General features: G+C 66.0%; 20 protein-coding genes. 11 read left to right on the top strand and 9 right to left on the bottom strand.

Annotation, left to right across the window (positions count from 1 at the left end):
* Nucleotides 1-21: 21 nt before the first annotated feature.
* Nucleotides 22-1,173 (bottom strand): efflux RND transporter periplasmic adaptor subunit, encoded by a 1,152-nt coding sequence (locus G0Q01_RS19715; RefSeq protein ID WP_164213751.1) that lies wholly within the window; start codon nt 1,171-1,173, stop codon nt 22-24.
* Nucleotides 1,174-1,435: 262 nt separating this feature from the next.
* Between G0Q01_RS19715 and G0Q01_RS19710 the strand changes: the two genes are divergently transcribed.
* Genes G0Q01_RS19710 through G0Q01_RS19675 form a run of 8 tightly spaced genes read left to right on the top strand, consistent with a single transcriptional unit; the run spans nt 1,436 to nt 8,731 of the window.
* Entirely contained in the window at nt 1,436-2,422 is a 987-nt protein-coding gene (locus G0Q01_RS19710) for a TRAP transporter substrate-binding protein (RefSeq protein WP_164191929.1), read from the top strand.
* A gap of 55 nt (nt 2,423-2,477) precedes the next feature.
* Complete coding sequence (locus G0Q01_RS19705; protein WP_164191926.1) at nt 2,478-2,981, top strand: TRAP transporter small permease; 504 nt, start codon at nt 2,478-2,480, stop codon at nt 2,979-2,981.
* A gap of 1 nt (nt 2,982) precedes the next feature.
* Nucleotides 2,983-4,260 (top strand): TRAP transporter large permease, encoded by a 1,278-nt coding sequence (locus G0Q01_RS19700; RefSeq protein WP_164191923.1) that lies wholly within the window; start codon nt 2,983-2,985, stop codon nt 4,258-4,260.
* A 5-nt stretch (nt 4,261-4,265) separates the two neighbouring features.
* On the top strand, nt 4,266-5,066 hold the full coding sequence (locus G0Q01_RS19695) for an NAD(P)-dependent oxidoreductase (protein WP_235940278.1): 801 nt from the start codon (nt 4,266-4,268) through the stop codon (nt 5,064-5,066).
* Between the two features lie 58 nt (nt 5,067-5,124).
* Nucleotides 5,125-6,027 carry a 5-dehydro-4-deoxyglucarate dehydratase gene (kdgD, locus tag G0Q01_RS19690; RefSeq protein ID WP_164191920.1) on the top strand — a complete coding sequence of 301 codons (903 nt, stop codon included), beginning with the start codon at nt 5,125-5,127 and terminating at the stop codon, nt 6,025-6,027.
* 15 nt (nt 6,028-6,042) lie between these two features.
* Nucleotides 6,043-7,176: a mandelate racemase/muconate lactonizing enzyme family protein gene (locus G0Q01_RS19685; RefSeq protein ID WP_164191917.1), complete on the top strand. Its 1,134-nt coding sequence runs from the start codon at nt 6,043-6,045 to the stop codon at nt 7,174-7,176.
* 52 nt (nt 7,177-7,228) lie between these two features.
* Nucleotides 7,229-8,089, top strand: coding sequence for an amidohydrolase family protein (locus tag G0Q01_RS19680; protein WP_164191914.1), 861 nt, complete (start codon nt 7,229-7,231; stop codon nt 8,087-8,089).
* 9 nt (nt 8,090-8,098) lie between these two features.
* Nucleotides 8,099-8,731 (top strand): SGNH/GDSL hydrolase family protein, encoded by a 633-nt coding sequence (locus G0Q01_RS19675; protein ID WP_164191911.1) that lies wholly within the window; start codon nt 8,099-8,101, stop codon nt 8,729-8,731.
* Between the two features lie 4 nt (nt 8,732-8,735).
* Here the strand turns inward: G0Q01_RS19675 and G0Q01_RS19670 are convergent, their stop codons facing one another.
* From G0Q01_RS19670 to G0Q01_RS19645, 6 genes are all read right to left on the bottom strand, one after another.
* Nucleotides 8,736-9,815 carry a glycoside hydrolase family 105 protein gene (locus G0Q01_RS19670; protein WP_164191908.1) on the bottom strand — a complete coding sequence of 360 codons (1,080 nt, stop codon included), beginning with the start codon at nt 9,813-9,815 and terminating at the stop codon, nt 8,736-8,738.
* The gene (locus G0Q01_RS19665) at nt 9,812-11,368 is read right to left on the bottom strand and encodes a glycoside hydrolase family 28 protein (RefSeq protein WP_164191905.1); all 1,557 of its coding nucleotides are present in this window, start codon (nt 11,366-11,368) and stop codon (nt 9,812-9,814) included. Before G0Q01_RS19665 ends, G0Q01_RS19670 begins: the two co-directional genes overlap by 4 nt.
* 77 nt (nt 11,369-11,445) lie before the next feature.
* Entirely contained in the window at nt 11,446-12,723 is a 1,278-nt protein-coding gene (locus tag G0Q01_RS19660; RefSeq protein ID WP_164191903.1) for an ABC transporter substrate-binding protein, read from the bottom strand.
* Nucleotides 12,724-12,752: 29 nt separating this feature from the next.
* Nucleotides 12,753-13,859 (bottom strand): ABC transporter ATP-binding protein, encoded by a 1,107-nt coding sequence (locus G0Q01_RS19655; protein ID WP_164191900.1) that lies wholly within the window; start codon nt 13,857-13,859, stop codon nt 12,753-12,755.
* Between the two features lie 5 nt (nt 13,860-13,864).
* Nucleotides 13,865-14,788, bottom strand: a complete 924-nt coding sequence (locus tag G0Q01_RS19650; RefSeq protein ID WP_164191897.1) for a carbohydrate ABC transporter permease — start codon at nt 14,786-14,788, stop codon at nt 13,865-13,867.
* Between the two features lie 2 nt (nt 14,789-14,790).
* Nucleotides 14,791-15,672 carry a carbohydrate ABC transporter permease gene (locus G0Q01_RS19645; protein WP_164191895.1) on the bottom strand — a complete coding sequence of 294 codons (882 nt, stop codon included), beginning with the start codon at nt 15,670-15,672 and terminating at the stop codon, nt 14,791-14,793.
* A 212-nt stretch (nt 15,673-15,884) separates the two neighbouring features.
* On the opposite strand from G0Q01_RS19645, the gene G0Q01_RS19640 reads away from it, so the two are divergent.
* A complete protein-coding gene (locus G0Q01_RS19640; protein WP_164191893.1) occupies nt 15,885-16,793 on the top strand; it encodes an AraC family transcriptional regulator in 909 nt (302 codons plus the stop codon).
* A 9-nt stretch (nt 16,794-16,802) separates the two neighbouring features.
* Here G0Q01_RS19640 and G0Q01_RS19635 read toward each other — a convergent pair whose 3' ends face one another.
* Both G0Q01_RS19635 and G0Q01_RS19630 read right to left on the bottom strand, forming a co-directional pair.
* Nucleotides 16,803-17,111, bottom strand: coding sequence for a cupin domain-containing protein (locus tag G0Q01_RS19635; RefSeq protein ID WP_095880583.1), 309 nt, complete (start codon nt 17,109-17,111; stop codon nt 16,803-16,805).
* A gap of 18 nt (nt 17,112-17,129) precedes the next feature.
* Nucleotides 17,130-17,906: a FadR/GntR family transcriptional regulator gene (locus G0Q01_RS19630; RefSeq protein ID WP_108965033.1), complete on the bottom strand. Its 777-nt coding sequence runs from the start codon at nt 17,904-17,906 to the stop codon at nt 17,130-17,132.
* 292 nt (nt 17,907-18,198) lie between these two features.
* Here G0Q01_RS19630 and kduI point away from each other — a divergent pair, with 292 nt between their 5' ends.
* Together kduI and kduD are read left to right on the top strand one after the other, a co-directional pair.
* Entirely contained in the window at nt 18,199-19,023 is an 825-nt protein-coding gene (gene kduI / locus G0Q01_RS19625) for a 5-dehydro-4-deoxy-D-glucuronate isomerase (RefSeq protein WP_164191891.1), read from the top strand.
* A complete protein-coding gene (gene kduD / locus G0Q01_RS19620) occupies nt 19,023-19,766 on the top strand; it encodes a 2-dehydro-3-deoxy-D-gluconate 5-dehydrogenase KduD (RefSeq protein ID WP_164191889.1) in 744 nt (247 codons plus the stop codon). The genes kduI and kduD overlap by 1 nt, the downstream gene beginning before the upstream one ends.
* Nucleotides 19,767-19,833 lie beyond the last annotated feature (67 nt).

Genomic DNA, 19,833 nt, shown 5'->3' with positions numbered 1-19,833 from the left:
GAAATTCTCCGCTGCCGGGGCTCAGCTGTCGTAGGGTTGCGGCGAGACGGTGAGGCCGGGACGCATGCTTTGCAGGCCTTCCACGACCACCTGCTCGCCATCCGCGAGACCTTCGGTGATGGTCCAGTTGGCGCCGCTGCGGACGCCGACGCTGATGGTGCGGCGCTCGACGGTGTTGTCTTCGCCGACAACCCAGACGAAGTGGCCCTGCTGGTCGAGGCTCACTGCCCGCTGCGGGATCAGCGGGGCCTGGATCGGCTCGATCACCTGACCGCGGATGGTCACGTTCTGACCCGGCAGAAGCACCCCATGGGGGTTGGGAAAGAGCACGCGGGCCGCGATCGTGCCGGTGCTGGCCGCACCGGTGTTGTCCCAGTTCTCGAAGGTGCCCTTCTCGGGATAGACCTCGCCGCCGGGCAGGATGGCCTCGAGTTCGAGCGGCGGGATCGATCCGCCAGCCTCCTGGATCTCGAGCCGCTTGGCGAGGAAGCCGAAGTAGTTCGACTGGTCGACCAGCCCGACCGCGTAGATCGGATCGAGCGAGACGATGGTCGCGATGTAGGGGGGTTGGGTTGGATCACCCACCGTGAAGAGATCGCCGACGGAATAGTTCGGCGCCGAGATACGGCCGCTGAAGGGCGCATAGACCTTGGTGTCCGCAAGGTCTTCCTCTGCCTGCGCGATCTGCGCGCTGGCCACGTCGACCTGGGCCTGCGCCACGTCTGCCTGCGCCTGCGCATATTCGACCTCGCGCTGCGAGACGGTGTTGCTCTGCGAGAGCTGGGTGGCTCGGTCGAGGTCGAGATCCGCCTTGATCGCCGCCGCTTCGGCCTGTTTCAGCGCGGCGTGCGCCTGCGCAAGGGCGATACGGCAATGGGTCTCGTCCATCTCCACCAGCAGATCACCCTCTTCGACAAAATCGCCGGCGGTGATGTGCATCGCGGTGATCTGCGCTTGCACCGTCGGGCGGATCGACGCGGTGTTGAGCGCCTCGATGCGCGCCGGATGGGTGAACGAGGGGCGAATGCTTTGCGTCTCGACCGTCTGGACGAGGACCGTGGGGCCGGGGGCCTCGGCGGTGTCCTGCGCGAGCGAAGGGGTGGCAGTCGTGGAGGCAAGAATAAACGCGCACAGAGCGACAGCCGAAAACGATTCAATCAGTCTAAAGAACATATCAATGGTCCTTCCAAGGACGGATCTATGCCCCTGAGCTTACACGATATGAACGAAATAGCGACAACCTCTGCACCCAAGGCGCGAGCTTCCGCGCATTTCCAAGTATTCGGGATTGAATTTATACAAGGTGCTTTCTGGAGGTCGGTTTGTGTCTCGGCGCATCCGACGCACTCTTGTCATACGAAATTATTGACAGTCATCATACAACTCATCCATAACCGCCGCGTAACGTCATACGCATCTATGGGAGGAGAGGATGATGTACTTCACCAAGACCAAAACGGCCCTGGTCGCGGCGACCGCGCTGTGCGGGCTGCTGGCAGGGGCGGCACAGGCAGAAACCTGGCGTGCCTGGGCGATCCACCCCGAGGATTATCCGAACGTGGTCGCCATGCAGCAATTCGCCGACGAGGTGACCGAGAAGACCGAGGGACGGATCGAGCCGACCGTCTACGCCAACGGCGTGCTGGGCGCGCAACCCGATGCGATTGAACAGGTCCGTGCCGGCGCCATCGCGGTGGGGAACTTCAACATGGGCCCTATGGGCGAGATCGTTCCGGCGACCAACGTGCTGTCGCTGCCCTTCATCTTCCGTGACGTGGACCACATGCACAAGGCGATGGACGGCGAGATCGGCCAGCGCTTTTCGGACGCGCTCTCGGAAGAGGGGCTGGTTGCCCTGTCGTGGATGGATAGCGGCTCGCGCTCGTTCTACAACACCAAGCACCCGATCGAGACACCCGCCGACATGGACGGCATGAAGTTCCGGGTGATGAGCAACGATCTTTACGTGCAGATGGTCGACCAGCTGGGCGGCAACGCCACGCCCATGGCTTATGGCGAGGTCTACCAGTCGCTGAAGACCGGCGTGATCGACGGCGCCGAGAACAACTACCCGTCGTTCGAGAGCTCGAACCACTACGAGGTGGCCAAGTACTACTCGATCACCAACCACCTGATCATCCCCGAGTGTATCTGCGTCTCGACCAAGGTTTGGGACAAGGTCTCGGACGAGGACAAGGCGATCGTCACCGAGGCGGCGGTTTCGGCGGCGGAAACCCAGCGCGAGCTCTGGGCCGAGCGCGAGATGGCCTCGAAGCAGAAGGTGGAAGACAGCGGTGTGGCGGTCAACGAGGTCTCCGACCCCGCGGCGTTCCAGTCGGCGATGGAGCCGGTCTACGCCAAGTTCATCGAGAGCAACCCGGATCTGGAAGGCCTGATCCGCGACATCCAGGCGATCGAGTGATCTGAAGCAGGCTCAGGCGTGTCCCCGCGGGGACACGCCCTTTCCGGGAGGCACAATGGCACAGAGCCAAGAGGCCGGGGCAGGGGCCGTCTATCGCCTGCTCGACCTGCTAGCGCGGGTCTGCGTGACGGTGGCCGGAACCGGCCTCGTCGTCCTGATCGCCATCTTCGGCTGGCTGGTCTGGGGGCGCTACATCCTGAACGACACCCCCACCTGGGTCGAGCAGCTGGCGCTGCTCCTCGTGGTCTGGATCACCTTTCTCGGGGCTGCGGCGGGCGTCTGGGGCCGCACGCACCTCTCGGTGGATTTCCTGCGCGACGCCTTTCCCGGCCCGATCGCCATGGCGATGAAATGGCTCGCGCTCGTCGGCGTGCTGATCTTCGCGCTCTGCCTCGGCTGGCAGGGCTACATCCTGGCCGAGAACACCTGGGCCCGCACCGTGCCGATGCTCGGTATCTCCGAGGGCCTGCGCGCCGTGCCCATGGCCATCTGCGGCGCTCTGAGCGCGCTTTTCACCCTCTATCAAATGGCCGAGCTGGCAAAGGGCCGCGGGTACTGACATGGGTTTGATCATTCTTTTCGGGACTTTCGGCTTTGGTCTCATCTGCGGCATGCCGGTGGCCTTCGCGCTGGGTCTCGCTGCGGTCGGCGGCTTCGTCTACGAGGGTTTGCCGCTCTTCATAGCCTTCCAGCGGGTGCTCTCGGGCATCTCTGTCTTCTCGCTGCTGGCCATCCCCTTCTTCATCTTCGCCGGCGAGCTGATGATGCATGGCGGCATCGCCGGGCGGCTGGTGCGGCTGGCCTCTTCTGCGGTGGGTGCGATGCGCGGCGGGCTGGGGGTGGTCAACGTCGCCTCATCCATGCTCTTCGGCGGCATTTCGGGCTCGGCGGTGGCCGACACCTCGGCGCTGGGATCGATCCTCATCCCGGTGATGAAGGAAAAGGGCTATGACCCCGACTACGCGGTGAACGTCACGGTGACCTCCTCGGTGGCGGGCGTTGTGATCCCGCCGTCGCACAACATGATCCTCTTTGCCGTGGCGGCGGGCGGCGTGTCGGTCTCGAAGCTGTTCATCGCGGGTGTCATCCCCGGCATCCTGATGTGCCTCTGCCTCGGCATCGTGGCCTATGCGGTGGCCGTGCGCCGCGGTTACCCGGCTGAAACCTTTCCGGGATGGAAGGCGCTCGGCCTGTCCTTCGTTGTCGCCCTGCCGGGGCTGATGACCGCGATCATCGTGGTGGGCGGCGTGCTCTCTGGCGTGATGACTGTCACCGAGTCCGGCGCTTTCGGCGCGATCTGGGCCATCCTCGTGACCACCCTCGTCTACCGCGAGCTGAGCTGGGCGGGCTTCAAGACCGCCGTCGTCAGCTCGGTGCGCACGACGGCGCTGGTGATGCTGCTGGTGGCGACGGCCTCGGCCTTTTCCTACCTGCTGACGCTCTACCGGGTGCCCGAGCTGCTGGCGGGCGCGGTCACCGGCATTTCCGACAACCCCTTGGTGATCCTGCTGCTGCTGAACCTGATCTTGCTGGTGCTCGGGATGATCATGGACATGGCGGCGCTGATCCTGATCTGCACGCCGATCTTCCTGCCCGTCGCGGTGGGGCTCGGGATGGACCCGGTGCAATTCGGCGTGGTGATGATGATGAACCTCGGCCTTGGCCTCTGCACCCCGCCGGTGGGCGCCTGCCTCTTTGTTGGCTGTGTCGTCGGCGGCGTGCGGATCGAACAGGCGGTGAAGACGATCCTGCCGTTCTACGCGGCGATCCTCGTGGCGCTGATGCTGGTGACATATGTGCCCGCCTTCTCCATGTTCCTGCCAAGCCTGATGGAGTGAGAGACATGATGATGAAACGTATCCTGATCACCGGCGCGGCGGGCCAGCTTGGCACCATCCTGCGCGAGACGCTGAAGCCCCACGCCGAGGAACTGCGCCTGTCGGACATCACCGAGATCACCGACCTTGGCGCCAACGAGAGCTTCGTGCCCTGCGACATCGCCGACGGCGGCGCGGTCAAGGCGCTGGTCGAGGGCTGCGACGGGGTGGTGCACCTTGGCGGCATATCGGTGGAAAAGAACTTCGACCTGATCGAGGCGGCCAACCTGCGCGGCGTCTACAATCTCTACGAGGCGGCGCGGCTGCACGGCATGCCCCGGATCATCTTTGCCAGCTCCAACCACACCATCGGCTACTACCGGCAGGAAGAGCGGCTGAAGCACACCGACCCCTTCAAGCCCGACGGGCTCTACGGCGTGTCGAAGATCTTCGGCGAGGCGGTGGCCAGCCTCTACCACGACAAGTTCGGGCAGGAGAGCGCATTGGTGCGCATCGGCTCCTGCACCCCGAAGCCCGAGAACTGGCGGATGCTGTCGACCTGGCTCAGCCCGCGCGATTTCACCTCGTTGATCATGGCCGCCTTCACCGCGCCGCGGCTCGGCTGCACCGTGGTCTGGGGGCAATCGGCGAACGACATGGGCTGGTGGGACAATTCCCACGCCGCCTTCCTCGGCTGGGTGCCGCAGGACAATTCCCAGGACTATGCCGAGGAAATCCGCCGCACGGTGCCGCGGCCCGGCCCCGAGGACTCGGTGGCGAAATACCAGGGCGGCGTCTTTACCGACGAGCCCATTCACCAAAGCTGACACATCCCCGAACACCCCACAGGCCCGCACGCGCGCGCCCCAGAAAGAGGACCCTCGCATGGACCCGCAACAGATCAAACAGGCGCTCGGCTCCGGCCTGCTTTCCTTCCCGGTCACCCCGTTCAACGCCGACAACAGGTTTGCCGCCGATCCCTACCAGAAACACGTCGAGTGGCTCTCGGGCTTCGACGCCCCGGTGCTTTTTGCCGCGGGCGGCACCGGCGAGTTCTTTTCGCTGACCCCGGACGAGATCCCGGTCATCGTCAGGGCCGCCAAGGAAAGCGCCGGCAAGACCGCAATCGTGTCGGGCTGCGGTTACGGTACCGAGATTGCCAAGGGCATCGCGCGCTCGGTCGAGGCGGCGGGCGGTGACGGCATCCTGCTGCTGCCGCACTACCTGATCGATGCGCCTCAGGAAGGTCTCTACGAGCACGTGAAGGCGGTCTGCGATGCCACCGGCATGGGCGTCATGGTCTACAACCGCGACAACGCCGTTCTGCAGGCCGACACGCTGGCGCGGCTCTGCGACGCCTGCCCGAACCTCGTCGGTTTCAAGGACGGCACCGGCGACATTGGCCTCGTGCGGCAGATCACCGCCAAGATGGGCGACCGGCTGACCTACCTCGGCGGCATGCCCACGGCGGAGCTGTTCGCCGAGGCCTATCTGGGTGCGGGCTTCACCACCTACAGCTCGGCGGTGTTCAACTTCGTGCCGGCGCTGGCCAACAAGTTCTACGCCGCGCTGCGGGCAGGCGATCGCGCCACTTGCGAAGACATCCTCAAGAGCTTCTTCTACCCCTTCATGGACCTGCGCTCGCGCCGCAAGGGCTACGCGGTGTCGGCCATCAAGGCGGGCGTGCGGCTGGTCGGCTTCGACGCCGGGAAAGTCCGCGCGCCGCTCTCGGATCTTACCGGCGAGGAGGAAGAGATCCTCAAGGCCCTGATCGACGCGCACCAGTAAGGCAAGGACAGACCCATGAAGATCACCGAGATCCGCACCCATCTTCTGGAACACAGGCTGGAGACGGCGTTTGAAAGTGCCTCCATGCGCTTCGATCGGCGGGTGCATCTGCTGGTCGAGGTGGTCTGCGACGACGGCACCACGGGCTGGGGCGAATGCCTCGGCCCGGCGGGACCGAACCGCGCCATGGTCGAGGCCTATACGCCCTGGCTCATCGGCAAGGACCCTCTGGAGACGGAGAAGCACTGGGCCGTGCTCTACAACGCGCTGCGCGATCAGGGGCAGCGGGGGATCTCGGTCTGCGCGCTTTCCGGCATCGACATCGCGCTCTGGGACATCAAGGGCAAGCACTTCGGCGTGCCGGTCTCGACCCTGCTCGGCGGGCGCTTCCGCGAGAAGGTGCGGGCCTATGCCACCGGCTCGTTCAAGCGCGACGGGGTGGATCGGGTCTCGGACAATGCCGAGGAGACCGGCCGCCACGCGGCGGACGGGTTCCACGCGGTGAAGATCAAGATCGGCTTCGATCCTGCAGAGGACCTGCAGGTGATCAAGGCGGTGCGTGAGGCCATCGGCCCGGAGACCCGGCTGATGATCGACGGCAATCACGGCTATGACGTGATCGAGGCGGTGAGGGTCGGCAATGCCGCTGCCGAGTATGACATCGACTGGTTCGAAGAACCGGTGATCCCAGAGCAGCTGGGTGCCTATGCCGAGGTGCGCGCGCGCCAGCCAATCCCGGTGGCGGGGGGCGAGACATGGCACACCCGCTGGGGATTCGCCGAGCCATTGCGGCGGCGGGTGATCGACATCGCCCAGCCCGACCTCTGCGGCGTCGGCGGCTTCACCGAGGCCAAGCGCGTGGCCGATCTTGCCACGCTGCACGGGGTGCGCGTGGTGCCGCACGTCTGGGGCACCGCGGTGCAGATCGCCGCCGCTCTGCAGTTCATGGCGGCGATGGTGCCCGACCCGGTGCGACGCGGTCCGATCGAGCCGATCATGGAGTTTGACCGCACCCACAACCCGTTCCGGCAGGCAGTGGTGACGCGACCCATCGAGCATGAGAACGGCTGGGTCAGCATCCCCGACGCGCCGGGACTGGGGATCGAGATCGACCGCGCTGCCCTCAAGGATTTCGCGCCGAAGGGCTGAACGTCCTGACGGCGTTCCGCCTCTCACCTCATATCGCCTCGAAGGACCGACGATGATCGACCGCAAGCTCACCGGCGCAAAGCCCAGGACCCGGATGCCCAAGGGCGCCTGCGACACGCAGATGCACATGTACCTGCCGGGCTACGGCTGGCGGGCGGATGGCAAAGGCGTGCCCGCCGAGCCTCTGCCCACCCCCGAGATGTACCGCAAGACCATGGGCTGGCTCGGCATCGACCGGGTGGTGATCACCCAGGGCAACGGGCACCAGATGGACAACGCCAGCCTGCTCGCCTGCATTGCCGAGATGGGCGAGTGCGCGCGCGGCGTGGCGGTGATCACCGGCGAGACCTCGGAGGCGGAGATGACGCGGCTGTCCGAGAGCGGGATCGTCGGCGCGCGGATCATGGACCTGCCCGGCGGGGCGGTGGGTCTCGATCACCTCGAGGCGGTGGATGCGCGCGCCCATGCGGCGGGATGGATGATGGCGGTGCAATTCGATGGCACCGCGCTCCCGGAGCTGGAGCTGAGGCTGGCGAAGCTGAGATCCAACTGGGTGCTCGACCACCACGGCAAGATCTTCGGCGGCATCACCCCCGAGCATGTCGCCACCATCAAGCGGCTCATCGACGGGGGCCGGTGCTGGTTCAAGTTCGCCGGCTGCTACGAGGCGACCACGACGTCGGGCCCCGACTATCCCGACATCGCCGCGCTCAGCCGCGAGATTGGGGCTCACGCCCCCGAGCGCATCGTCTGGGGCACCAATTGGCCGCACAACGCGGCCAGCCGCACCGAGGACTATCCCGACGACGCTCATCTGCTGGATCTCGCCATGAGCTGGCTGCCGGATGACGCGCAGCACCGCGCACTGGTGGAGAACCCGCAGCAGCTCTATGGTTTTCCTCAGATAAGCTAGGGAGACAGCATGGCCCGGATACTTTGCTATGGCGACAGCCTCACCTGGGGGCACGACGCCGCCAATGGCGCGCAGCGCCACGCGATTGCCGATCTCTGGCCCTCGGTGCTGGCCGAGGCGCTTCCTGGTGTCACGGTGCTGGCCGACGGGGTCGGCGGGCGCACCACCTCCTTCGACGATCACGCCGCGCCCTGTGACCGCAACGCCACGCGCACGCTGCCGGTGGCGCTGGCGGCGCATATGCCGCTCGATGCAGTGATAATCTTGCTGGGTACAAACGATCTCAAGCCGAAGTTCGGCGGGATGGCGATCAGCGCACAGCAGGGGATGCGCCGACTGATCCAGCTGGTGCGGGGCTTTCCCTACACGCCCGCCAGCGCGGTGCCGAAGGTGCTGATCGTCGCGCCGCCGCTTTGCACCGCGCCTGCGCAGGGCGCCTCCGACAGCCCCATCCGTGCCGAGCAATCGGCGCTCTTCGCCCCGCTCTACGCGGCGCTGGCAGAAGAGATGGGCGTGGCCGTCTTCGATGCAGGAACCGTCGCGCAGGCCTCGCCGGTGGATGGCATCCACCTCGACGCGGCGAACACCCGCGCGATCGGCGCGGCATTGGCAGAACCGGTGCGCGCGCTGCTGGCTATCTGACCCGTCAGGCGGGCGCGCGGGCGGTGAGCCGCTGCGCCGCCGCCATCATCAGCGGGCCGACGCCCTTGGCATCATCCTCGACAATCTCCTCGCTGAGGTAATACTCGCGCGAGCCATCGCGCATCTTGCCATCGAAGCCGCCGAGCCCCGCCACGTGGCAGATACCGGTGAGCCGAGTCACGCCGCCTTCCGTCTCCAGCCGGGAGTCGATCAACGCATCATGGGCGCGTTGCCCGGCGTCGAACCATTCGCCCAGACCGAGCTCGGTGCCGCGCATCAGCGCGTAGGCGAACATGGCCGAGGCCGAGCTTTCCTCGTAGTTGCCCGGCAGGTCCGGCGCGTCGAGCACCTGCGGCCAGAGACCGGACGCGGCTTGCTGGCGCACGACGGAGTTCAGCAAATCGAGGGTCTGGCGCTTCGGCGCGCGCTCGGGAACCAGCGCCGAGATGTCGACCAAGGCCATGGCAAGCCAGCCCACCGCGCGCGCCCAGACCGCCGCCGACTTGCCGGTCTCGGGATCGGCCCAGTCCTGCGCCCTTGCCGCGTCGTAGCCATGCACGTAAAGCCCCGCCGGGCCGCGGGTCAGCTCGAGCGCGCGCGCAAGCTGCGCCAGCGCATCCTCGACCAGCGCGGGTTGCGCCTGGCGTATCCCGTATTCGATCTGGAAGGGCAGGCCCATGTAGAGCCCGTCGAGCCAGACCTGCTGCGGGTAGCGCTGCTTGTGCCAGTAGTTGCCTGCTGCGGTGCGCGGGTGGCGTGAGAGCTGCTCGGCGAGATGCCCGGCGGCTGCCATGTAGCGCGGATCCCCGGTCTCGTCGGCGAGGTGGAAGAGACAGCGCCCGGCAAGGATGTGGTCGATGTTGAACTCGTCGATCCGGTAGCCCGCCAGCGTGCCGTCGGGGGCGATCTGCGCATCTGTCAGGCGTCTGAGGTGATCCCACCAGCGCGCCTCGCCGGTGGCCTCGTGCAGCAAGGCGAGGCCACGGTAGACGCAGCCGTCCTCGTAGCACCAGCTGCCGGCCTTGTAATGGCTGTAGCGGGCCGCGAAGGCGTCGAAATACTCCAGGACATCGGGAAGGGTCATGGCTGGGCGAGGCTCCGGTTGAGGACGTCGTCGGTGCTGAGCGGGGCGGCGTCGGCAGACAGATCTCCAACGACCGTGGCGTGTTCGGCGCGCACGCCCGCGTGGCGCAGGGCGCGCACGCCATCGGCCATGAGCGGCGGCTCGGGGCGCGCGCCGGGATCAAGCGAGACCAAGGTGACCTTCGAGAGCCGGATCGGGCCGATCGGGGCCTCTGGCAGGCCGAGGAAGGCGCCGAGCGCATGGGCCAGGCTGCGCACCTCGACATCCTCGACGGTGATCTGGCCGATGCGCGGCGTCAGTTGGCTGACCGCGGCGGGCGCGCGGGACTGCACCCAGTCCGCATGGCCGTCGTGGTCGCAGAAGTAATGGGCGTTGGCTGAAAAGGCGGTGAGCACCCCGTCCATGGTCACGTTGCGCATGAAGATGCGGGCAATCTCGCCGCCACGGCCACGCCGGGTCTTCAGCCGCAGCCCGCGATCGGTGCCGACCATCTCGCAATCGCACACGGTCACGTCGGTGACGCTGCCCGACATCTCCGAGCCGATGACGCAGCCGCCGTGGCCCCGCTCCATCAGGCAATGCTGAACGGTGATGCGGCGGGTGGGGCGCAGGTGGTCCGCCTCGCCCTTGTCGCCGCGCTTGCCCGCCTTGATCGCGATGCAGTCGTCGCCGACCGAGAAATGCGTGCCGAGGATGGTAACGTCCTCGCACATGTCGGGATCGAAGCCGTCGGTGTTGGGGCTGTCGTGCGGCGCCTGAATGGTCAGGCAGGCGGCAAAGAGATCGTGGCAGCCCTGCGGGTGGATGGTCCAGCTTGGCGCGTTGCGGATGGTGAAGCCGATGAGGCGGGTGGCCTCGGCGTCGATGAGATGCAGCCCGCGCGGGCGGCGGGCGCCCTCGCGCGTTTCCTTGGCCCAGGTCCACCAGTCGCCGCGGTCGCCGCCGCCGTCGAGCGTGCCGAGACCCTCGATGGTCAGGTTGCGCGTGCGTATGGCGTGCAGCGGTGCGCGGAAGCAGGGTTCGGGCAGCCCTTCCCAGGAGCCGAGCATGGTGCCGTCGGGGTTGCGGGCGGGCAGGATCGGCCAGCCGCTGCGGTCGGAAGGGGCGACAAGGGTGGCGCCTTCGGAAAGGTGCAGGATCATGTCCGAGCGCAGCTCGACCGGGGCGCAGACCCAGTGGCCGGGCGGGACGATCAGCGTACCGCCCTTCGGCAGCGCGACAATGGCGCGGGCGAAGGCGGCGGCGTTCGCGGCGGCGTCCTCGGCGGTGTCGGGCAGGCCCGCGCGGGCACCGAAGTCGGTCAAATCCAGCGCGCCGGGGCAGGGGGCCGTGGTGAAGCTCAGGGTCTCGCCGCCGCAGTGGAAGGCATAATCGCTGTCCGGCTCCAGTGGGCCCAGCGGCAGCACCACGCGCGACGCCATGCCCTCGGCGACGGTCTCGCCGTTGCGGCTGAGGCGCCAGGGGCGGGCCGGGTCGAGCGTGAAGCGGGCGGGCGGCGGCGCGAGGCAAAGCACGGCCATGCGCGGGGTCACCGCGGCGCAACGGAGGGTCATGGGGCGGACTTTCGTCTTGGGGATGCGGGGCGGCCCGGAGTGGCGGGCCGCCCCCTTGGAAGACCTCAGGTCCGAGGTCAGTCGAACTGGCTCAGCACGTCGTTGGCGCCTTCGATGATGTACGCGGCGGCTTCCTCGGCGCTGACCATGCCGTAGGCGAATTCCTCGAGCGTATCGACGAAGGTGGCGCGCAGCTCGGGGTGCTCGTTGAACGGCGACACGGCAGGGCCTTCGGAGGCCATCATGATCTCATGTGCCTCGAGCAGCTCGGGCTTGATCTGGCCGGCGGCTTGCAGCCGCTCCAGCGCTACCTTCGAGGCCGGCAGGCCTCGGGTGTCGCCAAGCGCGTCGATGCCCTCGGGCTCGTTGACCAGGCAGTTGAGGATTTCGGCTGCGGCCTCGGGGTTCTTGGAGTTCTTCGACACGGCAAAGAGCATCGACGGCTTGCGGTAGACGCCTTGGGTCACCGCGTCCTCGAAGGTCACCATCGGCACGGCGGCCAGCACTTCTCCGTCCTGCAGCGGATCGGAGAACTTGAAGTAGGTGCTGTCCCACTCGTAGGAGCCGGCGATCTTGCCCTCGGCCCAGGCGGTCTTTTCGTAGAGCTTCACGTTGCCCTCGGCGGCCTCGTCCTGGCGCGACTGGATGGCACCGGTGTCGACCATGCGCTGGTAGAAGTTGATCCCTTCGGTCAGCTCTTCGGGGGTCCATGCGACGCGGTTGGTTTCCGGGTCCACGAGGTCCTTGCCCGTCTTTTGGGTGACCGCGAGCGAGACCAGCAGCTGGGCGCTTTCCGAGACGGCGTTGAACAGGCGGTACTCCTCGCCCTCCTTGTCGCGCAGCGCCTCGGCGGTGCCGAAGAATTCTTCCCAGGTCGTCGGCGCGCTCAGCCCGGCCTCTTCAAGCGTGGTGGTGTTGAAGAAGAAGACACGGCCGGTGGTCGACACCGGGATGCCCTGCACGTGGCCCTTGACAGTGACGCCGTCGAGGTCGGTCTGCGGATATTGCGACAGATCCACCGCGCCGAGCTCGTTCAGGTCCGCAAAGCCGGTACCATCGCGCGAGAAGAGCGGCAACCAGGGCCAGTTCACCTGGATCAGGTCGGCCTCGGTGCCGCCGGCCATCTGGGTGGTGAGCTTCTCGAGGTAGCCCGAGAAGCCAGTGAACTCGGGCGCGATGCTGTGGCCGTGTTTTTCGCCGCAGGCCTTGAGCGCTGCTTGCGTGGCGACGTGGCGCGAGTCGCCCCCCCACCAGCTCATCCGCAGCTCGGCGGCGTTTGCCATACTGGTGGCAGATGACAGCGAACAGGGCACCAGTGCGCTTGCAAGCAGCGCCTTTTTGATCGTTGACTTCATTTTGAAAACTCCTCCTCCAAGTTTTCGGATCAGCCCGCGAGGGGCAGGGATACGTTCGCGCCGCTCTGGCGGTCGAAGATATGCGCATGGGCAAGATCGGGCGTCAGGCGGATGCGCTCGTCGGAACGGTCGAGCGCGTCATATTCCGCGGCACCGGCGACGGTGGTGATCTGCTTTCCCTCGAGCACGGCATGCAGGTAGACCTCGTGCCCCATGAACTCGGCCGAGCGCAGGCGGGCGGTCAGCCCGTTGCCCGCCGAGAGCTTCATGTGCTGCGGGCGGATTCCGAGCGCCGCCTCCTGCGGCTTCGACTGCATCCGGTTCAGCACCGCCTCGTCGAGCGCGATCACCTGCCCGCCGAGGCGAAAGTCGGTGCCCTCGATCTCGCCGTCGATCACGTTCATCTCGGGCGAGCCGATGAAGCCCGCGACAAAGAGGTTGGCGGGGCGGTCGTACAGCTCTTTCGGGGTGGCGACCTGCATGATGTGGCCGTCTTTCATCACGCAGATGCGGTCGCCCATGGTCATCGCCTCGGTCTGGTCGTGGGTGACGTAGACCACGGTCGACGGGCGCCCCTCGGCCTTCAGCCGCTTGTGCAGGTCGGTGATCCGCACCCGCATCGAGGCGCGCAGCTTGGCGTCGAGGTTCGACAGCGGCTCGTCGAAGAGGAACACCTCGGGCTTCTTGATAAGCGCGCGGCCCAAAGCCACGCGCTGCGCTTGGCCGCCCGAGAGCTGCTTTGGCAGCCGGTCGAGCAGCGGCTCAATCTCGAGGATGCGCGCGACCTCCTGCACCGCGGCTTCGCGCTCGGCTTTTGGCACATGCGCGAGGCGCAGGCCGAAGGCGAGGTTGGAGCGTACCTTCATGTGCGGATAGAGCGCGTAATTCTGGAACACCATGGCGATGCGGCGCTTGCCGGGGGGCAGGGCGTTGACGATGCGGTCGCCGATGCGGATCTCGCCAGAGGTCACCTCCTCGAGTCCGGCGATCATCCGCAGCGTGGTGGACTTGGCGCAGCCCGAGGGGCCGACCAGCACCATGAATTCGCCTTCCTCCACGTCGAGGTCGATCCCGTGCACCGCCTTGAACGCGCCGCCATAGACCTTTTCGAGCTTGCTGAGTTGCAGACGTGCCATTGCGATTATCCTTTCACCCCACCGGCCGAGAGGCCTTCGATGAAGTATTTCTGAGCCATGAAGAACACGATGAGCGCGGGCGTGATGGTGAGCACCGACATCGCCAGGATGCGGTTCCATTCGAACGCCTCGGTCGTGTCGATCGAGAGTTTCAGCGCCAGGCTGACCGGATACTTGTCGACCGAGCTGATGTAGATGAGCGGGCCGAGGAAGTCGTTCATCGTCCACATGAACTGGAACAGGCACACCGAGATCAGCGCGGGGGCCAGCATCGGCACCACGATGAACACCAGCGTCTGCCAGCTGTTCGCGCCATCGACCCGCGCCGCCTCTTCCATGTCGCCGGGGATCGCGCGCAGGAACTGCACCAGCATGAAGACGAAGAAGGCGTCGCCGGCAAAGGCCGAGGGCACCCAGAGCGGCAGGAAGCTATCGAGCCAGCCCAGATCGCGGAACAGCAGGTACTGCGGGATGCGGGTGACCACGTTGGGCAGTAGCAGGATGGCGATCACCGAGCCGAAGAGCAGCTTCTTCAGCGGGAAGTCGAAACGGGCGAAGCCGTAGGCCACCATGGTGCAGCTGATCGCCGTGCCGATCACCTTGGGGATGATGATCAGGAAGGAATTCAGGAAGAACCGCCCGAAGGTGTAGGGGGTCGAGGTCTCCCAGCCCTTCACATAGCCCTCGGCGGTGGGCTCCTGCGGGATGAAGCCGGGGTTGGCGAAGATCTCGGCGTTGGTCTTGAACGACGCGCCGACCAGCCAGATCAGCGGGTAGAGCATCAAGAGCCCAACCCCGAAGAGGATGACATAGCGCACCGCGGCCGAGATTTTCGCGTTGCGGATCTGCCGGGCGTTGGCCGCGCGGGCTTCGGCGAGGCCGTCGGCACCGGCGGAAAGGACATCGGAGGCGTGAGAGATATCGGTCATGTTCAGCTCCGCTTGTCGCCGGCGTAGTAGACCCACTTCTTCGAGGACCAGAAGGCCGCGAGGGTGAGCACCATGATGATCACGAAGAGCACCCAGGCGATGGCCGAGGCATAGCCCATGTCGAAGCGGCGGAAGGCCTCGTCGTAGATGTACATCGGCAGGAGGTAAGTGGACTTCAGCGGGCCGCCCTGGGTGATGATGTAGGGGCCGTTGAACTCCTGGAATGCCTGGACCATCTGCATGATCAGGTTGAAGAAAATCACCGGGGTGATCAGCGGGATGGTGATGAACAGGAAGCAATGCGCCTTGCTCGCGCCGTCGATCTCGGCGGCCTCGTAGAGCGACTTGTCGATCGACTGCAGCGCCGCGAGGAAGATCACCATCGCCGAGCCGAATTGCCAGCAGCGCAGCAGCGTGATGGTGAAGAGCGCGTTTTGCGGATCGCCGAACCAGTTCACCGCCTCGAAGCCGAGCCCGGTGAGCATCATGTTCACCAGCCCCTCGGAGGCGAAGATGTAACGCCACAGCACCGCGATGGCGATCGACCCGCCAAGGATCGACGGCACGTAAAAGGCGGTGCGGAAGAAGTTGATGAACTTCAGTTTGTAGTTGAGGATGTAGGCGATGAAGAGCGCGAAGGCGAGCTTCAGCGGCACCGTGGTGAACACATAGATGAGCGTCACCGTCAGCGACCGTCTGAACGTCCGGTCCTTGGTGAAGAGATCGATGTAGTTCTCCAGTCCCGTCCATCTTGGTGCCGACATGAGGTTGTAGTCGGTGAAGCTGAGATAGAGCGAAGCCCCGAAGGGGATCATCGTGAAGACCAGAAGTCCGATGATATAGGGCGCGAGGTAGCCAAGTCCCAGGGCGCGCTTGCGCGTCATGGCCTGCCTCCCGTGCCCCGACCTGCCGAAACGGCGGCCAACTTCGGCGAAATAAGCATATGTCCTCCCGAACTGTGCGGAAATCGCCCGTCCCGTGACGTCAGCTTGCCCCCTCCTCGGGGCTGGCGGGTGACAGGCGGTCCTGTACAGTTGTATGATGAATTCATGACAGATGGCGAGCGTGGATTGAATTCACCAAGATGGCGAAAAAGATGGACGAAATCGGAGGTTCAATTCTCGACCGGGTGCCCGCCTCCGCGCTGACTTTGACGCTGACCCGTTCGGCGATCCGCATGCAGCACTCGAGGCTCTGGCGGATCGAGAAGGAAAACCCGGTCGAGGACCTGGTGATCGCGCTCGAGGGGCGCGGCGAGTACATCGTGGGCAAGGAGCGCTTCCCGCTGGCGCCGGGCGAGGCGATGCTGTTGCGGCGGGGCGAAGCCTTCTGCGGCTGGAACGAGGGCGCGGATCTCTACACCGGGCTGGCGCAGCATTTCACGCTCGGCATCTACGGCGACACCGACCTCATCGCGCAGATGGACCTGCGGCGGAAGGTGCGGCTGTCACGCTGGGACGAGCTGGCGCCGCTCATTCGCAGCTACCGACAGAGCGCGCCGCCGAATTCGGTGACGCTGATGCAGCACCACCTCTTCATGGTCTTTCTGATCGCCTTCATCGATGATGCCTTCCTGGGCTGGCGGCAGGGCGGGGCGGTGCCGATTGACGGGGCGGCGGCGATCGATCTGGCGGTGATGAAGGCGGCGGCACAAATCTCGACCGCACCGCTCGATCCCGAGGTTGCGGCGCAGGCGGTCGAGGCAGCCCCCTACAACGACGACTATTTCCATCGCGCCTTCCGCGACCGGCTGGGGCGTACGCCGCGCCAGTACCAGGAGTATTGCCGGATGGAGCGGGCCATGTCGTTGCTCGAGCGCGGCATGAGCCCGTCGCAGGTGGCCGAGGAGATCGGCTATGCCGACCCTTATTACTTCAGCCGGGCCTTCAAGCGGCAGATGGGCATCAGCCCGCGCGGCCACCAGCAAAGGGTGAAGCGCGCGCAGGACGGGCAGGTCATGGGCATGGACGAGGCCGATCAGGCACGGGCCCTGGGGCAGGCGTGAGCGCCTGTTTCAGAGGAAATCGTCGCGGCGCGGGGTGAAGCAGTCGATCAGCCGCCCGGCGTCATGGCACTCGCAGCCGTGCTTGGCATTGGAGGGGATGACGAAGCTGTCGCCCGGCTTCACCTCGAAGCTCTCGTCGCCGAGGAAGAAGGTAAAGCGCCCGCTCTCGCAATAGGTCGACTGCACATGCGGGTGGTGATGCATCGCGCCTTTGGCTCCGGTCTCGAAGCGGAATGAGACGACCATCAGCTCGGGGCTGTCGGCCAGCACTTGCCGGGCGACGCCGGTGTCGGGAAAGACGACGGGGAAATTGCTCATGAGAGCCTCCTGTTGGGCCTATTGACCGGACTTGCGCAGCAGGTTGCGGTAGCGTGACTGCGCGCCCTTGAGATGCAGGCGCATGGCCCGCCGTGCGTCGTCCTCGTCGCCGTCGATGATCGCGCTGACGATGGCCTCGTGCTCGGCGTCGATGGCCTGCAGGTAGGTCGCGGTGGCGGCATCGGTGCCGTCGCTCAGCGCGTGGCGCGGGATCAGGCTTGCCCCGATCATCGACAGGAAGTCGCGAAAGCGCGGGTTGTTGGTGGCATCGGCGATGGCGAGATGCAGCTCGAAATCCGCCGGCGCCGTCGGCTCTCCTGATGCGGCCTTGGCACGCAGCGCCGCCAGCGCCTGCAGGATCAGCTCTTCCTGCGCGGGCGAGCGGCGCAGGGCGGCGAGCCCCGCCGCCTCGACCTCGACGGCGGTGCGCAGTTCGAGCATCTCGATCATCGAGGAAATGCGTACGAAATCGATGTTCTGGAACGGCAGGTCCAGCTCGGGGCGCTGGTCGAGCACGAAGACCCCGGCGCCCTGCCGCGGCTCCACCAGCCCGTCGTAGCGCAATGACGCCACCGCCTCGCGCACCACGGTGCGGCTGACCTCGAACTCCTCGGTCATCTTGGCCTCGCTCGGCAGGCGGCTGCCGGGGGCGTATTGCCCGCTCTCGATCTGCGCGCGCAGGCGGTCACGCACCTGCTCGACGAGGGTCTTGCCGCTGCCGCGCGAGGGGCGGGCCGTCCTGACTTTCTGCTCGGTCACGTTCTTGGTCTTCTTGTTCCTGGCTTGGTCATACATATAATACAGGTTTCCTCGGGGCTGTCCATGTCCGGTGGCGGGGAGATCGCCGCGCGCTCTCGGTCTTCCACCCCATTGGCGAGGCGACAGGCGGGAGTTTTCCCGCAATTATCTCAAGAAGATGGCCGGCAGTGCCTAGGCTGGCGATCCGGGAGCAAGGCGGCGCCCGGACATCTGACCGCTTCGCAATGTTGTATGATAACATCTTGAAGGCGAGGGCCATCCGTGGTTCCTTGGCCGCGACAGCCTGACCGGCCCCGGCCGCGTAGGCAGAGATTCTGGGAGAGAGCACATGCTGACCGTCGAAACCCGCCACGCCATCCACCCGACCCAGGCCCGCGACATGTGGACCGAGGAGCTGCGCGAGCACTTCCTTACCCAGGGCATGTTCCGCGAGGGCGAGATCCGGCTCGTCTACACCCATTACGACCGTTTCGTCATGGGCGGCGCGGTGCCCGGCGCCGGCACGCTGACGCTCGACGTGGTGGACGAGACCCGGACTCCGAGCTTTCTCGATCGCCGCGAGATGGGTATCGTCAACATCGGCGAGGCGGGCACTGTGGAGGCCGGGGGCGAGACCTACGAGATGGGCCGAGGCGATGTGCTTTACCTCGGGATGGGCACGGGCGCGGTGTCCTTCTCCGGCGCGGGGCGCTTCTACATCACGTCCTGCCCGGCGCATAAGAGCTACCCGTCGAAGCTGATCACCCTGGCCGATTGCGTCGAGGTGACCATGGGCGCGCCAGAGACCTCGAACAAGCGCACCATCAAGCAGTTCATCCACCCGCAGGTGATGGAGAGCTGCCAGCTGATCCTCGGGTATACCTCGCTGGAGGAAGGCTCGGTCTGGAACACCATCCCCAGCCACATCCATGACCGCCGTATGGAGGCATATCTCTACTGGGGCATGGACGAGGAGAGCCGCGTGCTGCATCTGATGGGCGAGCCCGACGAGACCCGGCATCTCTTCGTCGCGAACGAGGAAGGCGTCGTCAGCCCGAGCTGGTCGATCCACTCCGGCGCGGGCATCGGCAAGTACACCTTCATCTGGGCGATGGCTGGCGACAACGTCGATTACACCGACATGGACTTCATCCAGCCCAAGGATCTGCGCTGATGTCCGGGCTCTTCTCGCTCGAGGGAAAGCGCGCGCTTGTCACAGGTGCCAACACCGGCATCGGCCAGGCCATCGCCGTGGCGCTTGCCGGGCAGGGGGCCTCGGTCACCTGCGCCGGGCGCCGCGCCTGCGACGAGACGGTGGGGATCATCGAGGCGGCGGGCGGCAAGGCGGAGAGCCTGCTGCTCGATTTCGCCGACCCGATGGCGGCCAAGGAGGTGTTCAAGGGCGCGGGCTATTCGCTGCTGGTCAACAATGCGGGGATCATCCGGCGCGCCGACAGCATCAAGTATTCCGAGGAAGACTGGGACGCGGTGATCGACGTCAACATGAAGGCGCTCTTCTTCACCTGCCAGGCGTTCGGCCGCGAGCTGATCGCGACAGGACAGGAGGGCGCAGTGGTTAACATCGCCTCGCTGCTGTCCTTCCAAGGCGGCATCCGGGTGCCAGCCTACACCGCGTCTAAACATGGCGTGGCGGGGATCACCAAGATCCTTGCCAATGAATGGGCCCCGCATGGCATCACCGTCAACGCCATCGCCCCGGGCTATATCGCCACCAACAACACCGAGGCGCTGCGCGCGGATGCGGAACGCTCCAAGGCCATTCTCGAGCGCATCCCCGCCGGGCGCTGGGGCGATCCCGAGGACATCGGCGGCACCGCCGCTTACCTCTGCTCCCGCGCGGCGCGCTACGTGACGGGCGCGGTGCTGAACGTCGACGGCGGCTGGCTCGCGCGCTGAGGCCGGGCTCCGGCGGGCATATTTGGAAAGAGAAGGGGGCGGGCATCGCTCTCCCCTTCGGCCTTTG

Source organism: Salipiger sp. PrR007 (assembly GCF_010499845.1).
GTDB classification, from domain to species: domain Bacteria; phylum Pseudomonadota; class Alphaproteobacteria; order Rhodobacterales; family Rhodobacteraceae; genus Salipiger; species Salipiger pacificus_A.
Note: the sequence above shows the minus strand (reverse complement) of the source record. Positions and strands in the feature narration are given on the sequence as shown.

What these genes read in the sequence shown, in the direction of transcription:
- G0Q01_RS19685 (WP_164191917.1), top strand. Translation starts at nt 6,043, where the DNA reads ATGAAGATCACCGAGATCCGCACCCATCTTCTGGAACACAGGCTGGAG.
- G0Q01_RS19700 (WP_164191923.1), top strand. Translation starts at nt 2,983, where the DNA reads ATGGGTTTGATCATTCTTTTCGGGACTTTCGGCTTTGGTCTCATCTGC.
- G0Q01_RS19710 (WP_164191929.1), top strand. Translation starts at nt 1,436, where the DNA reads ATGTACTTCACCAAGACCAAAACGGCCCTGGTCGCGGCGACCGCGCTG.
- G0Q01_RS19655 (WP_164191900.1), bottom strand. Translation starts at nt 13,859, where the DNA reads ATGGCACGTCTGCAACTCAGCAAGCTCGAAAAGGTCTATGGCGGCGCG.
- kduD (WP_164191889.1), top strand. Translation starts at nt 19,023, where the DNA reads ATGTCCGGGCTCTTCTCGCTCGAGGGAAAGCGCGCGCTTGTCACAGGT.
- G0Q01_RS19640 (WP_164191893.1), top strand. Translation starts at nt 15,885, where the DNA reads ATGGACGAAATCGGAGGTTCAATTCTCGACCGGGTGCCCGCCTCCGCG.
- G0Q01_RS19675 (WP_164191911.1), top strand. Translation starts at nt 8,099, where the DNA reads ATGGCCCGGATACTTTGCTATGGCGACAGCCTCACCTGGGGGCACGAC.
- G0Q01_RS19680 (WP_164191914.1), top strand. Translation starts at nt 7,229, where the DNA reads ATGATCGACCGCAAGCTCACCGGCGCAAAGCCCAGGACCCGGATGCCC.
- kduI (WP_164191891.1), top strand. Translation starts at nt 18,199, where the DNA reads ATGCTGACCGTCGAAACCCGCCACGCCATCCACCCGACCCAGGCCCGC.
- kdgD (WP_164191920.1), top strand. Translation starts at nt 5,125, where the DNA reads ATGGACCCGCAACAGATCAAACAGGCGCTCGGCTCCGGCCTGCTTTCC.
- G0Q01_RS19715 (WP_164213751.1), bottom strand. Translation starts at nt 1,173, where the DNA reads ATGTTCTTTAGACTGATTGAATCGTTTTCGGCTGTCGCTCTGTGCGCG.
- G0Q01_RS19630 (WP_108965033.1), bottom strand. Translation starts at nt 17,906, where the DNA reads ATGTATGACCAAGCCAGGAACAAGAAGACCAAGAACGTGACCGAGCAG.
- G0Q01_RS19660 (WP_164191903.1), bottom strand. Translation starts at nt 12,723, where the DNA reads ATGAAGTCAACGATCAAAAAGGCGCTGCTTGCAAGCGCACTGGTGCCC.
- G0Q01_RS19650 (WP_164191897.1), bottom strand. Translation starts at nt 14,788, where the DNA reads ATGACCGATATCTCTCACGCCTCCGATGTCCTTTCCGCCGGTGCCGAC.
- G0Q01_RS19665 (WP_164191905.1), bottom strand. Translation starts at nt 11,368, where the DNA reads ATGACCCTCCGTTGCGCCGCGGTGACCCCGCGCATGGCCGTGCTTTGC.
- G0Q01_RS19695 (WP_235940278.1), top strand. Translation starts at nt 4,266, where the DNA reads ATGATGATGAAACGTATCCTGATCACCGGCGCGGCGGGCCAGCTTGGC.
- G0Q01_RS19705 (WP_164191926.1), top strand. Translation starts at nt 2,478, where the DNA reads ATGGCACAGAGCCAAGAGGCCGGGGCAGGGGCCGTCTATCGCCTGCTC.
- G0Q01_RS19645 (WP_164191895.1), bottom strand. Translation starts at nt 15,672, where the DNA reads ATGACGCGCAAGCGCGCCCTGGGACTTGGCTACCTCGCGCCCTATATC.
- G0Q01_RS19635 (WP_095880583.1), bottom strand. Translation starts at nt 17,111, where the DNA reads ATGAGCAATTTCCCCGTCGTCTTTCCCGACACCGGCGTCGCCCGGCAA.
- G0Q01_RS19670 (WP_164191908.1), bottom strand. Translation starts at nt 9,815, where the DNA reads ATGACCCTTCCCGATGTCCTGGAGTATTTCGACGCCTTCGCGGCCCGC.